Annotated in this window: 11 protein-coding genes; 7 read left to right on the top strand and 4 right to left on the bottom strand. The window is 74.6% G+C overall.

Going from position 1 to position 13,638, the window contains the following annotated elements:
• Positions 1–44: 44 nt before the first annotated feature.
• Positions 45–1,973 carry a Xaa-Pro dipeptidyl-peptidase gene (locus tag AB0C84_RS36310; protein ID WP_361075113.1) on the bottom strand — a complete coding sequence of 643 codons (1,929 nt, stop codon included), beginning with the start codon at positions 1,971–1,973 and terminating at the stop codon, positions 45–47.
• Positions 1,974–2,180: 207 nt separating this feature from the next.
• Here AB0C84_RS36310 and AB0C84_RS36305 point away from each other — a divergent pair, with 207 nt between their 5' ends.
• Positions 2,181–4,139, top strand: coding sequence for an ABC transporter ATP-binding protein (locus AB0C84_RS36305; RefSeq protein WP_361075164.1), 1,959 nt, complete (start codon positions 2,181–2,183; stop codon positions 4,137–4,139).
• Positions 4,140–4,146: 7 nt separating this feature from the next.
• On the opposite strand, the gene AB0C84_RS36300 is transcribed toward AB0C84_RS36305, so the two are convergent.
• Entirely contained in the window at positions 4,147–5,112 is a 966-nt protein-coding gene (locus AB0C84_RS36300) for a sulfotransferase (protein ID WP_361075111.1), read from the bottom strand.
• A gap of 142 nt (positions 5,113–5,254) precedes the next feature.
• Here AB0C84_RS36300 and AB0C84_RS36295 point away from each other — a divergent pair, with 142 nt between their 5' ends.
• From AB0C84_RS36295 to AB0C84_RS36280, 4 genes are all read left to right on the top strand, one after another.
• The gene (locus tag AB0C84_RS36295; RefSeq protein ID WP_179841788.1) at positions 5,255–6,022 is read left to right on the top strand and encodes a Sir2 family NAD-dependent protein deacetylase; all 768 of its coding nucleotides are present in this window, start codon (positions 5,255–5,257) and stop codon (positions 6,020–6,022) included.
• Positions 6,023–6,110: 88 nt separating this feature from the next.
• Positions 6,111–7,238 carry an LD-carboxypeptidase gene (locus tag AB0C84_RS36290; protein ID WP_361075110.1) on the top strand — a complete coding sequence of 376 codons (1,128 nt, stop codon included), beginning with the start codon at positions 6,111–6,113 and terminating at the stop codon, positions 7,236–7,238.
• On the top strand, positions 7,235–8,125 hold the full coding sequence (locus tag AB0C84_RS36285) for a hypothetical protein (protein WP_179841787.1): 891 nt from the start codon (positions 7,235–7,237) through the stop codon (positions 8,123–8,125). The genes AB0C84_RS36290 and AB0C84_RS36285 overlap by 4 nt, the downstream gene beginning before the upstream one ends.
• Entirely contained in the window at positions 8,125–9,252 is a 1,128-nt protein-coding gene (locus AB0C84_RS36280) for a glycerate kinase (RefSeq protein WP_361075108.1), read from the top strand. The genes AB0C84_RS36285 and AB0C84_RS36280 overlap by 1 nt, the downstream gene beginning before the upstream one ends.
• Here AB0C84_RS36280 and AB0C84_RS36275 read toward each other — a convergent pair.
• Positions 9,249–9,875 (bottom strand): hypothetical protein, encoded by a 627-nt coding sequence (locus AB0C84_RS36275; protein ID WP_361075106.1) that lies wholly within the window; start codon positions 9,873–9,875, stop codon positions 9,249–9,251. The two genes, AB0C84_RS36280 and AB0C84_RS36275, sit on opposite strands and share 4 nt — an antisense overlap.
• Before the next feature lie 93 nt (positions 9,876–9,968).
• Between AB0C84_RS36275 and AB0C84_RS36270 the strand changes: the two genes are divergently transcribed.
• Positions 9,969–11,462: a PLP-dependent aminotransferase family protein gene (locus AB0C84_RS36270; RefSeq protein WP_361075104.1), complete on the top strand. Its 1,494-nt coding sequence runs from the start codon at positions 9,969–9,971 to the stop codon at positions 11,460–11,462.
• 51 nt (positions 11,463–11,513) lie between these two features.
• Here AB0C84_RS36270 and AB0C84_RS36265 read toward each other — a convergent pair whose 3' ends face one another.
• On the bottom strand, positions 11,514–11,948 hold the full coding sequence (locus AB0C84_RS36265; RefSeq protein WP_258939939.1) for a CBS domain-containing protein: 435 nt from the start codon (positions 11,946–11,948) through the stop codon (positions 11,514–11,516).
• Positions 11,949–12,141: 193 nt separating this feature from the next.
• On the opposite strand from AB0C84_RS36265, the gene AB0C84_RS36260 reads away from it, so the two are divergent.
• Positions 12,142–13,596, top strand: a complete 1,455-nt coding sequence (locus AB0C84_RS36260) for an MFS transporter (protein WP_361075102.1) — start codon at positions 12,142–12,144, stop codon at positions 13,594–13,596.
• The last annotated feature ends 42 nt before the right edge of the window (positions 13,597–13,638 follow it).

Here is a 13,638-nt window from a genome sequence, read left to right as displayed (position 1 = left end):
GGCCCGGGGAGGGGCGCCCCTCGCCCCCGGCCCGCCGCGCCGCGTTATCCGAGCGACTCCCGGCCGCCCCGCGCCAGCGGCAGCAGCACCCTGCTGACGCCCGGCCGCACGGCGACCTTCGTCCCCGCCGGGTAGCGGAGCGTGTAGTCGTGGTCGGTGGACAGCAGGATCACGCCGAGCCGGTGGCCGGCCTTCACCGTGTAGTCGGTGGGTTCGAGGTCCCACCGGAAGGTGTAGGCCCGGCCCGCCTCGATCGGCTCGGTCCGGGCGATGTCGTGCCGGTTCCGCGCGTCCAGCCACCCCCGCGTGATGATCTTGTAGGGGGCGGTCTCGGTGTGCAGCGCCTGCCGGATCGTGCAGCCGGAGTCGCCCGGCACGCTCTGGCCGTAGCAGAACTCCTCACCCGTGGTGATCCGCGCGCCCGTCGGACGGGTGTCGGTGCCGTAGTCGACCAGCAGCGCCGTCAGGTACGGCGACCGGCCGTCGAGGGAGGCCCGCAGCGACACCGACGGGATGCCGTCCACCCGGACGGGCCCGGCCAGCGGCCCGGTCAGGTAGGCGAGCCGGTTCGGGTCGGCCTGGTCCTCGTCCGCGAGGAGCTGCTCGGCCGTACGGGTCTTGCCCGCGTCCGTGAACGACTGCTCCCCGCCGGGCCGGGGCCGGAGGCCGAGGACGCCCGGCTGCCCGGACGCGCCGGCGTTGAGGCTGACCGGGACGGTGCGGGTGCCGGGGACGGGCCAGTCCTTCGCCGTCTCCCACGTCCCGTCCGCGTGCTGGACGTCCACTCGCGGCTCGCGCTCGATCCCGTTGCGGATGCCGTACAGGTAGCGGTCGAACCAGTGCAGCGTCTGGCGCAGCCACTCCTCGGCCCGCCAGCGGAACGGGGTGGAGTGGTTGCCCTGGTGGAGCCACAGCTTGCGCGGCACGCCCGCCTCCTTCAGCGCGTTCCACCACTGCACGGAGTTCTTGATCTTGACGTTCCAGTCGTTGAGCCCGTGCACCACCATGACGGCGGCGCGCACCTTCCGCGCCTGCCCGACGTAGTCGCGCGCGGCCCACACCTCGGAGTAGTCGCCGGTCTCGCGGTCCTGCGCCGCCTCGATGCCGTCGATGACCTTCGCGCAGACCTCGGGATGCTCGCGGGTCAGCACGGCCTTGGCCAGCACGTCCAGGTCCTCGCCCTGGTACCCGCCGGGCGCGACCACGCCGCCGCCCGCGCGGTAGTAGTCGTACCAGCTGGAGATCCCCGCGATCGGGACGATGGCCTTCAGGCCCTCGACGCCGGTGGCGGCGGCCATGTTCGGCAGCGTCCCGTCGTAGGACTGGCCGATCATGCCGACGTTCCCGGTGGACCAGGTCGCCTTCACCGGCGCGCCGTCCGGCGTCCAGCCCCGGGCCCGCCCGTTCAGCCAGTCCACGGCGGCCTTCGCGCCCGCCTGCTCGCTGCGGTCGCCGGAGGTCGGGCAGCCGGTCGAGCCGCCCGTCCCGATGCTGTCCAGGTCGGCGACCGCGTAGCCGCGGGGCAGGAAGTAGTTGTCGTAGTAGCCGGGGAAGATCTCGGCGAGGTCGCGGCGCGTGCCGGTGAGCGCGCGGGCCCCGGCGTCGCCGATGTCGACCGGGTGGTTCGGGACGTCCTTGATCCCGGCCCAGTACGGGCTCGGCTCCAGGATCGTCGGAACCCTGAGCCCGGCGGTGTCGGTCTCCCGGGGGCGCATGATCCGCAGCTGCACGCGGTCCCGCACGCCGTCGCGGTCGCTGTCGGCCGTGGTCTCGATGTTCACGGTCTGGGTGACGGCGTCGGCGCGGGAGAACACCGGCTGCGTCTCCCCGTTCCGCACCGTGATCTGGTGGCCGCCCGGCGGCCGGGGCGCGGACCTCGTGGGTCCGGCCGCCGCCGCGGGCGGCACGAGGGCGACGGCGAGCGCGGCGGTGAGGGTGATCACGCCGGCGCCGCCGGTAAGGCGTCGTCTCATGGGGGCTCCTGGGGGGTGTGAGCCTGGAAGTGGTGATCACGGTTACACCCCGGGAGCGGCTTGTCCAGAGGCGTGTTACGCCGTGAGCGGAGCCGGGAAGAGGGGCGGGCGCGGGCGCGTTGTCCACGCCGGATACTGAGATGCTTACTTGATTACGTACTTGATGACGTCGAGGCTCTACCGGAGGCGCTCGTGGGAATGCCTGGAATGCCGGGCAGTGGCTGGCAGGTGATGGCGTCCTTCCGCAAGGACAGCTCCGTCACCCGGCAGAAGCTGGCGCCCGGCACCGTGGGGCGGATCGCGGGCTACGCCCGGCCCTACGTCCGCGAGCTGACGATCTTCCTGACGCTGAACTCGCTGGCCGCGCTGATCGTCGTCGCCAACCCGCTGCTGCTCAAGGGGATCATCGACCGCGGCATCGTGCCGGGCCGGGCGAGCGTCGTGCTCTGGCTCGCCGGCGCGGTCGCCGGGCTCGCCCTGGTCGAGGCCGTGCTCGGCCTCGCGCAGCGCTGGTACTCGGCGCGCATCGGCGAGGGGCTCATCTACGACCTGCGCAGCCAGGTGTTCGCGCACGTCCAGCGGCAGCCCGTCGCGTTCTTCATGCGGGCGCAGACCGGCTCGCTCGTCAGCCGCCTCAACAACGACGTGATCGGCGCGCAGCGCGCCCTCACCACCACCCTGTCGTCGGTGGTGTCCAACGTGATCAGCCTGGTCCTGGTGCTGGTGACGATGCTCATCCTGTCCTGGCAGGTCACGGTGATCGCGCTGCTGCTGCTCCCGATCTTCATCCTGCCGGCCAAGTGGGTCGGCAAGCGGCTGCAGCGGGTCAGCCGGGAGCAGATGGTCCTGGACGCCGAGATGGGCTCGCTGATGACCGAGCGGTTCAACGTCGCCGGGGCCATGCTCGCCAAGCTCTACGGGCGTCCCGCCGAGGAGGAGGGCAACTTCTCCGGCCGCGCCGCCCGCGTCCGCGACGTCGGCGTCGTCGCCGCCATGTACGGGCGGGTCTTCTTCACCGCGCTGACCCTGGTCGCCGCGCTGGCCACCGCCATGGTCTACGGCGTCGGCGGCTACCTGGTGGTGGACGGCACCTTCGAGCTCGGCACGCTCGTCGCGCTCGCCACCCTGCTGACCCGGATGTACGGGCCGCTGACCGCGCTGTCCAACGTGCACGTGGACGTGATGACCGCGCTCGTCAGCTTCGACCGGGTGTTCGAGGTGCTCGACCTGAAGCCGCTGATCCGCGACCGCGAGGACGCCCGGGAGCTGGCCGAGGCCCGCGCCCCGGACGGCGCGGGTCCGGCGCTCTCGAAGGCGCCGTCGGTCGAGTTCGACCACGTCCGGTTCGCCTACCCGTCGGCGGACGAGGTGTCGCTCGCCTCGCTGGAGTCGATCGCGCGCACCGACACCGCGCCCGGCCGGGAGGTGCTGCACGACGTCGACTTCACCGCCGCGCCGGGGCAGCTCGTCGCGCTGGTCGGGCCGTCCGGTGCGGGCAAGTCGACGATCACGCACCTGGTGTCGCGGCTGTACGACGTGTCGTCCGGCGCGATCCGGATCGGCGGCGTCGACGTCCGCGACGTCACGCTCGAATCGCTGCGTGCCGAGATCGGCGTCGTCAGCCAGGACGCGCACCTGTTCCACGACTCGATCCGCGAGAACATGCGCTACGCCCGCCCGGACGCCTCCGACGAGGAGATCCTCGCCGCGCTGGAGGCGGCGCACATCGGCGGCCTCGTCGAGGAGATGGCCGAGGGCCTGGACACCGTCGTCGGCGACCGCGGCTACCGGCTGTCGGGCGGGGAGAAGCAGCGGCTCGCGATCGCGCGGCTGCTGCTCAAGGCCCCGTCGGTGGTCGTGCTGGACGAGGCGACCGCGCACCTGGACTCCGAGTCCGAGGCGGCCGTCCAGCGGGCCCTGCGCACCGCCCTCGCGGGCCGGACGTCGCTGGTGATCGCGCACCGGCTGTCCACGATCCGGGAGGCCGACCAGATCCTGGTGATCGACGGCGGCCGGGTCGCCGAGCGCGGCCGGCACGAGGAGCTGCTGCTGGAGGGCGGCCTGTACGCCGAGCTCTACCGCACGCAGTTCTCGCACCAGCGCGACCAGGACCCCGAGCGGCGCCGGGCCGAGCCGCTGGACGCCGAGCCGCTGGGCGCCGAGTAGCGGCCGCTCAGTCCTCGGAGCCGAGCGGGTAGCCGAGGCGCCGCAGCTCGGTGCCCGCGACCTTCTCGACCTGGGCGGCCTGCCGCGGGGTGAGGCGCTCGCGCCACACCCCGACGCCCGGTTCGGCGGCGTCCCGCGTCCCGGCCCGCACCAGTCCCGACAGCGCCGACTTCGACAGCGGCGCGTCCAGGTACTCCGACAGCTCGGCGCCGACGCGGCGCGGCCGGTCCACCAGCTCCTCGAACCGGACGGTGGCCAGCTGCTCCTCGGGGACCTGGAGGCGCAGCTTCGCGCTCAGCCGCACCGACCCCCGCCACCGCAGGGCGCACTTGACGGCGGCGGCCGCGCGCGGCCACCGGCTCCGGTCGGTGTGGTCCTCGACGCCGAAGAACGGGTTGGGGAACACCGTGTCGAGGTTGGCCAGGCCCGGCTTGAACCAGGCCAGGCAGCGCTCGTCGGCCAGCATGTCGGCGACCACGTCCCGCCCGTCCCGGATCACCTGGACGAGCTGGGCGTCGGGGAAGGCGTCCAGCAGCACGTCGGCGCTGTAGATCAGGTCGGGGGAGGCGTCGGCGTACCGGGCGAGCCCCTGCGCCCGCACGCACGGGCCGGGCAGCTCGGCGGCGGAGGCGGGCCCCTCCGGCCGGCCGGGCGGGCGCGGCGGCAGCCCGCCCATCTCGCGGCACTCGTCCGGACACTCCCCGCAGGCCCGCGCCGACACCTGCCACGCCTGCGCGTAGGCGTCCCGGAGCACGCGGGCGGCGCCCTCCCCGCGCTCGGCGATCGAGGGCTGCCGGGCGAAGGCGTAGGTGACGCGCAGCACGTCGGGCCGCCCGGCGGTCAGGTGGAAGCCGGGGGAGCGCTTGACCGCGCGCGCCAGCAGCTCCGCACCCGAGTGCGGCGCGCCCAGGAAGAACACCGGGCGGCGGACCTTGGTACCGTTGATCACCAGGATGTGCGGCGTCGACCTCATAACCGGGCCAAGTTTGTCACCTTTTGAGGGCCGGTCGGTCCGTGACCCTCCGTAAGGGCCCGCCCGATACCCATCCGTTAACTCGGCGCGGACCGTCCCGTCACCGGGACGCGCCGCGCGGCGCTGGACCTACCATGGTGCGGTGGACGCTCCCATCACGCTGGCCCGCCTCCTGCCGGAGGCCGAGGCGATCACGGTGCTCACCGGCGCCGGCATCTCCACCGACAGCGGGATCCCCGACTTCCGCGGCCCGAACGGCGTCTGGACGCGCGACCCGTCCGCGGAGGCGATGTCCACGATCGGCGCCTACCTCGCCGACCCCGAGGTGCGGCGCCGCGCCTGGCGGGCCCGGCGCGACGCCCCCGTCTGGGAGGCCGAGCCCAACCCCGCGCACGCCGCGCTGGTCGAGCTGGAGCGGGCGGGGCGGCTGCGCGCCCTGATCACCCAGAACATCGACGGCCTGCACCAGCGCGCCGGATCCTCCGACGGCGTCGTCATCGAGATCCACGGGACCGCGCGCGAGGCCGCGTGCCTGTCCTGCGGGCTGCGCACCCCGATGCCGGAGATCATCGCCCGGGTGGAGGCGGGGGAGGCGGACCCGCTGTGCGCCGAGTGCGGCGGCATCCAGAAGTCCGCGACGATCTCCTTCGGCCAGGCCCTCGACCAGGACGTCCTGGACGCGGCGATCGCCGCCGCGCGGTCCTGCGACCTGTTCCTGGCCGTCGGCACCTCGCTCACCGTGCAGCCCGCCGCCGGGCTGTGCCTGGAGGCGGTCGACCACGGCGCCCGCCTAGTGATCATCAACGCGGAGGAGACACCGTACGATGGGCTGGCCGACGCGGTGCTGCGCCGGCCGATCGGCGAGACGCTGCCGCGCCTCGCCGGCCTCGCGCTCGGCACGGGGCGATGATCTGTTGGCGGGTCGTGACCGGTCGCCCCTTCCACTGGGGTCCGGATCCTGACAAGCTCTATCCGTCGCGGTGCGAGGAGGGATCGGGTTGAACAGCGGGGGCGCCCGCGCGGTGGCGGCCGACGGGTCGCCGGACGCGCCCTCCGCCGGCACGCCCGGCGGTGCGGAGCGCGCGCGGAAGGCCCGCAGGTACGCGCGGCTACGGCCCGGCGACCGCGTCGCGGTGGTCGCGCCCAGCGGCCCCGCCGAGCCCTCCCGGCTGGAGGCGGGCTGCGCCGTCCTGCGCGACCTCGGCCTTGACGTCGTGGTCGGCAAGCACGCCCTCGACCGTGTCAACCTGGGCCCCGCGGGGCCGGTGCGCGGCGACTGGCACCGGCTGGCCGGAACCGACGCCGACCGCGCCGCCGACCTCCAGGCCGCCTGGTGCGACCCGCGGGTCCGCGCGGTGGTCTGCGCGCGGGGCGGCTACGGCGCCACCCGCGTCCTGGACCACCTCGACTGGGACGCCCTGCGCGCCGCGACCGAGGCGTCCCTCGCCTCCGGCGGCGGGCCGAAGATCCTGCACGGCTCCAGCGACATCACCGCGCTGCACGGCGCTTTTGGAACGCGCCTGCGGATCACGACGTCCTTCGGTCCCATGCCCGCGGGAGTGGTCGCCGACCTCGACCCGGCGGCGCCGGACGCCTCCCTCGACGCCCTGCGCGCCGCCCTTCTCGGCGGCGCCGCCGCGCCCGCCGTGCTGCCCGGCACGCGCACGCTGCGGCCCGGGCGCGCGGAGGGCCCGCTGACCGGCGGCACCCTCTCGCTCCTGACGGCCGTGCTCGGCACCCCGTACGCCCCGCCGCCCGCCGCGGGCCGCATCGTCTTCCTGGAGGACGTGACCGAGGCGCCCTACCGGATCGACCGGATGCTCGTCCAGCTGCTCCAGGCCGGCTGGTTCGACGGCGCCGCCGGGTTCGCGCTCGGCTCCTGGAAGGACTGCGGCGACCCCGCCGAGCTCGACGCGGTGTTCACCGCGCGGCTCGGCCCGCTCGGCGTCCCGGTCCTCGCCGGCCTCCCCGCCGGGCACGGGTCGCGCCAGCACACCCTGGAACTCGGCGCCCCCGCCGCGCTGCACGCCCCGGCCCCGCCGGGCCACGACCCCGCACATCCGCACCCCGCCGTGCCGGACACCGGCGCGCTCACCCTCGAAGCGCCCCCGGGAGGTGCGCGATGAGCGGCCGCCACGCCCGTCCCGATCCATGGGACGACGGGACCCTCGACTCCCTGCTCGTCCTCGTGGCCGAGAGCCTCGGCTACCGGTGCAGCCGGGTGCCCGGCGAGGTCATGCTGCTGGAGGGCGCCAACAGGCTGCACGTCAGCCTGCGCGACCTGCGGCAGCTCGCGCGGCTCGTGCCGCGCGACGACTGGCCCGCGCTGGTCTCCGACCACGTCACCACGATCGTCACGGCGATCGAGGAGCCGCTGGACCTCAGCGACTTCGACCTAGCCCAGCACCTGCTGCGCACCCGCATCTACCCGGCGGAGGCCGACAACGGGGTGCTCGCGGCCCGGCCGTTCGCGCCCGGCCTGATCGAGGTGGTGGTGGTCGACACGCCCACCACCGTCCGGACGGTCACCACCGAGGAGATGGGCGGCTGGCCGGTGTCGGGCGACGCGCTGTTCATGCTCGGCCGCGCCAACGTCCGCGCCGACGGCCCGCTCCAGATGGACGAGCAGGACCTCGGCGGCGTCCGGGTCTCCGTCCTGCACGGGTGGACGTTCTACGCCGTCACGCACCTGGCGTGGCTGGAGGAGTACCTGCCGATCGGCCCGTACGGCGCGCTGGTCATCGCGCCCAACCGCAGCCTCATCGTCGCCCACCCGCTCCGGATCGCCGACCGCCACCCGAGGGCGCGCTACCGCGAGGCCGTGGCGGCGGCGACCGAGCTGCAGGCGCAGGCGCACCGCGCCTACGAGGAGGGCCCCGGCTCGCTCAGCCCGCACCTGTACTGGTGGCGCGCCGGCGAGCTGACCTGCCTGGAGACGCGCTACGAGGGCGACACGCTGGTCCTGCCGGAGGAGTTCGCCTCCGTGCTCGCGACGCTGGCGGCGGAGCGCTGATGAGGGTCATCGTCGCACCCGACTCGTTCAAGGGGAGCCTGTCCGCCGCGCAGGTGTGCGCCGCCGTCGCGGAGGGCGTCCGGCGTGCCGCGCCCGGCGCCCACGTGGCGACCGTGCCGATGGCCGACGGCGGCGAGGGCACCCTCGACTGCTTCCTCAGCGCCCGCGGCGGCGACGCGGTCGAGGTGGCCGCGACCGACCCGGTGGGACGCCCGGTCAAAGCGCGCTACGCGCTGTCCGGCGACGGGCGCTCGGCGGTGGTGGAGCTGGCCGCGGCGTCTGGGCTGCCGCTCGTCGAGGACGTCCCGCCCGACCCGATGAACGCCGCCACCACCGGCACCGGCGAGCTGATCGCCGACGCGGTGCGGCGCGGCGCCCGCGACGTGCTGGTCTGCATCGGCGGCAGCGCCAGCACCGACGGCGGCGCCGGGCTGCTGCGCGCCCTCGGCGTGCGCTTCCTGGACGCCGCCGGTGTGGAGCTGCCGCCGGGCGGCGCCGCGCTCGCCCGCCTGGCGTCGATCGACGACTCCGGGGTACCGGAGGGGGTCCGCGCGGCCCGGTTCCGGGTGGCCTGCGACGTGACCAACCCGCTCGTCGGGCCGGACGGCGCCGCCGCCGTGTTCGGCCCGCAGAAGGGCGCGTCCCCCGGCCAGGTGGCCGAGCTGGACGCCGCCCTCGCCGTCTTCGCCGACGCGGTCGCCGCGCGCGGCGGCCCCCGCGTGCACGACCTGCCCGGGGCGGGTGCGGCGGGCGGCACCTGCGGCGGGCTCGTCGGCCTGCTCGGCGCCGAGCCGTCCGGCGGAGCACTCCTGGTCGCCGAGGCCGTCGGCCTGCCCGCCGCGCTCGACGGCGCCGACCTCGTCGTCACGGGGGAGGGCCGCGTCGACGGGCAGAGCGCCGGCGGCAAGGTGGTGTCCGCGGTCGCGGCGCTCGCCCGTGACCGCGGCGTCCCGTGCGTCGCCCTGGCGGGCGGCGTCGCCGGTCCGCTGGAGGAGCTGCACGCGCTCGGCCTGACCGCCGCGTTCAGCCTCGCCGACGGCCCCCGCACCCTGGCGGAGCTGAAGGCCGGCGCCGCGCCCCTGCTCACGGCCGTCGCCGAGCAGGCGGTCCGCTTGTTCCGCCGCTAGCGGGCGCCGGCGGGCTCGGGTTCCGGAGCGGGCGCGGGCGTGGGGGCCCGGACGGTCAGCCGGGGCAGCAGGACGTGGGTCAGCGGCCCGATCGCCACGGCGTACAGGACCGTTCCAATCCCGACGGTGCCGCCGAGCAGCCATCCGACGGCCAGCACCGACAGCTCGATCGCCGTCCGGACCACGCGGATCGAGTGCCCGCGCGCCGCGAGCCCGGTCATCAGCCCGTCGCGGGGACCCGGGCCGAGGCCGGCGCCGATGTAGCAGCCGGTGGCGAAGCCGCCCACCAGGACGGCGGCTATCAGGAACGCCCAGCGTCCGGCGAGCGCGTCCGGGGCCGGCAGCAGCCACAGGAACAGGTCGGCGAAGACGCCGACGAGGACGACGTTGCTGACGGTCCCGATGCCGGGCCGCTGCCGCATCGGGATCCAGGCGAGCATCACGACCGCGCCCGTGATGATGATCCAGGCGCCCATCGACAGGCCGAAGCGCCGCGAGAGCCCCTGGTGGAAGACGTCCCAGGGGTCGTTGCCGAGGCCGGACGACACCTGGAGGGCGATGCCGAGCCCGTACAAGGCCAATCCAACGTAGAGCTGCACCAGGCGGCGCACCATCAAGGCCATTTCGAGCTTTCCTTCCACTGCCGGCCAGTATCTCGAACCACTCTGTCGTTAGTGGACTGGTACTGATAGGGCCAATGTGCGAAAGTGGCTCGTATGAGCACGCGCTATGTGAGCGGTCCGAACCTGGCCCGGCTTCTCGGGGACGTGTCGGGGGAGCGCCCGGTCTACGCGGCGGTGGCCCGGTCGCTGCGCGCCCTCGTCCTGGACGGCCGGCTCGCGCTGCGCACGCGGCTGCCCGCCGAACGCGACCTTGCCGCCGCCCTCGGCGTCAGCCGCACCACTGTGACGACGGCCTACGACCGGCTCCGCGACGAGGGCTACGTCCAGAGCAGGCAGGGCGCGGGGAGCTGGACGGCGCTGCCCCCGGTCCGCATGTCGTCGGCCGAGCCGCCCGGCGCGCTCCACGGCCCGCGGGGCGACGCCGTCCCCGCCGGCCACCGGTACGGCATGGCCCACCCCGCGCCGGACGACCCGACGTTCGTCGACCTCGGCTGCGCCGCCCCCGGCGCCCCCGCGATCTTCGAGGAGGCCGTCGCCGCGGCCGTCGACGAGCTGCCCCGCCACAGCTCGGGCCCCGGCTACGAGCCCGCGGGGCTGGCGAGCCTGCGGCAGGTCATCGCGGACGGCTACACCGCGCGCGGCGTCGCGACCCGCGCCGACCAGATCGTCGTCACCACCGGCGCGCAGCACGCGTTCACGCTGCTGACCCAGCTGCTGGTGGAGCCGGGCGACGCCGTGATGGTCGAGCGCCCCACCTACCCGCACGCGCTCGGCGCGCTGCGCCGCCGCGGCGCCCGGCTCGTCCCCGTCGGCGTCAACGAGGGCTGGGACGTCGAGCTCGCCGCGGGCGCCATGCGGCAGGCCGCCGTCCGGACCGCCTACCTGATCCCCGACTTCCAGAACCCGACCGGGTACCTCATGGACGCGGGCGACCGGGCCGGGATCGTCGACGCCGGACGGCGCGCGGACGCGTTCCTCGTCGCCGACGAGACCTTCGCCGAGCTCGCCCACGACCCCGAGGCTCCGCGCGAGCCGCCGCTGGCCTCCTTCGACACCGGCGGCCGGGTCGTCACGATCGGGTCGGCCTCCAAGCTGCTGTGGGGCGGGCTGCGGATCGGGTGGATCCGCGCCACCGCCCCCTTGGCCCGCCGCCTCGTGCTGGCCCGCGAGCCGTTCGACATGGCGAGCCCGGTGCTGGACCAGCTGATCGTCCGGGAGCTGCTGCTGCGGGTCGAGGAGGTCCGCGCCGAACGCGCCGCGAGCCTGCTGCGCGGCCGCGACGCGCTCGCCGCGGCGCTGCGCGAGGAGGTGCCGGGCTGGGAGTTCCGGCTCCCGGACGGGGGGATGTCGCTGTGGGCGAGGATCGGCGCGCCGATCGCCTCCCGGCTGGCCGAGGCGTCCGAGCGGCTCGGCGTCCGCGTGGTCGCCGGCCCGGTGTTCGGGGCGGACGGCGTCCTGGAGGACTACGTGCGGCTCCCGTACGTGCTGCCGCCGGACACGCTGCGCCTGGCCGTGCGGCGGCTGGCCGTCGCCCAGCGTGAGGCCGAGGCGGCGCCTGCCGCCCGGCCTCTGCCCGCCTACGTCTGACGTGGACCTCTGACGGTCCGCCTCACTCGCGGGCGCCGGGTCCGGCGGGCGTCAGGGCGCGCGCTGGATGTAGTCGACCAGGTGCTCGCGCTCGCTCTCCAGCTCGTCGATGGCGCTCTTGACCACGTCGCCGATGCTGACGATCCCGGCGAGCCGGTCGTCCTCGACGACGGGCACGTGCCGGAACCGGTGCTCGGTCATGGCGCGGCGGAGGTCTTCGACCTGGTCGCCCGGCCCGCAGGTGCGGACCTCGGCGGTCATGATCTCCGAGACGGGGCGGTCGAGCAGTGCCGCGCCGTGCTCGTGCAGCCGCCGCACCACGTCCCGCTCGGACACGATGCCGGCGATCGAGGCGCCGTCGGGCGAGACCACCGTCGCCCCGATGTTGTGCTCCGCCAGGACGGAGAGGAGCTGCCGGACGGTGGCGTCGGGCCGCACCGTGGCCACCGCGTCTCCCTTCCTCCGCAGGATGTCGCGTATCCGCATGCCTCACGCTCCGGTGCCGGATTCGGACCCGGGGGACGGCGGCCGTCCGGGGGCGGGGGCCGCTGGCCGGGCTCTTGTTCCTGCCAAAATCGCATGTTCCGGCCTCCAGCGAAACCCCCGGTCCGTGAACCCTCCCGGTCAGGCGACGACATAAAGGCGGCATAAATGCCGTAGATCGGGAACCAAGGGACGCATGGCGATGACGGCGGAGCGCACCATCGAAACGGATGTCCCGGCACGGCTCGACCGGTTGCCGTGGTCACGCTGGCACTGGACGGTCCTGATCGGCCTCGGCGCGGTCTGGATCCTGGACGGCCTGGAGGTGACCGTCGTCGGCGTCATCGGCCCGCGGCTCACCGACGCCTCCGGGGGGCTCGGGCTGACCGACGGGCAGGTCGGGCTGGCGGCGTCCATCTACGTGGTCGGCGCCTGCCTGGGCGCCCTGTTCTTCGGGCATCTGACCGACCGGTTCGGGCGCAAGAAGCTCTTCATCGCCACGCTCGCGCTGTACCTGGCGGCGACCGTGGCGACCGCGTTCTCGTTCAACCCCCTGTGGTTCTACGCCTGCCGGTTCCTCACCGGGGCCGGCATCGGCGGCGAGTACGCCGCGATCAACTCGGCGATCGACGAGCTGATCCCGGCGCGGGTGCGGGGCCGGGTCGACGTGGTGGTGAACGGCTCGTTCTGGATCGGCACGTCCATCGCGGCGGCGCTGTCGATCCCGGTGCTGAACGGCGACCTCGTTCCCGAGGACCTCGGCTGGCGGGCCCTGTTCGCGCTCGGCGCCCTCCTCGGCCTCGGCGTGCTGTTCGTCCGCCGGATGGTGCCCGAGAGCCCGCGCTGGCTGTTCATCCACGGGCGCGAGGACCAGGCCGAGCGCGTGGTGGGCGGCATCGAGCGGCAGATCATCGAGGAGACCGGCGAGCCCCTGGAGGAGCCCCGCGAGAGCATCCGGGTACGGCAGCGCCGCGTCGTGTCGTTCGGGGAGATCGCTTCGACGGCCGTGCGCCGCTACCCGCGCCGGACGGTCCTCGGCCTCTCGCTGTTCATCGGGCAGGCGTTCCTCTACAACGCCGTCTACTTCACCTACGCGCTCGTGCTCAGCACGTTCTTCGACGTCCCCGACGCCAAGGTCGGCTACTACCTGATCCCGATCGGCATCGGGAACTTCCTCGGCGCGCTCTTCCTCGGCAAACTGTTCGACACGGTCGGCCGGAGGACGATGGTCACGGCGTCCTACGTGGTCTCCGGTGTGCTGCTGATCGGGACCGGGCTGCTGTTCCGCGCGGACCTGCTCGACGCCTGGACGCTGACGGCCTGCTGGTGCGCGGTGTTCTTCTTCGCCTCCGCCGGCGCGTCGTCGGCCTACCTCACGGTCAGCGAGATCTTCCCGATGGAGACCCGGGCGATGGCGATCGCCGCGTTCTACGCGGTCGGGACGGGCCTCGGCGGCGTGATCGGGCCCGCGCTGTTCGGCCGCCTGGTGGAGACCGAGAAGGTGGCGAACGTCGTGAACGGCTACTACCTGGGCGCCGGGCTGATGATCGCCGCCGGGCTGGTGGAGCTGGCCATCGGCGTCGAGGCCGCGCAGCGGTCCCTGGAGGACGTGGCGAAGCCGCTGTCGGCGGAGCAGGCCACGGCGGCCTGACCCGTCTCCCGCCCCGTCGCGCTTCCCGCCCCGGTCAGGGGG

Origin of the sequence: Actinomadura sp. NPDC048955 (assembly GCF_040649435.1) — a bacterium.
Taxonomy (GTDB): Bacteria; Actinomycetota; Actinomycetes; order Streptosporangiales; family Streptosporangiaceae; genus Spirillospora; species Spirillospora luteofluorescens.
The sequence above is the reverse complement of the archived record's forward strand: the minus strand, read 5'-3'. Positions and strand labels throughout refer to the sequence as shown.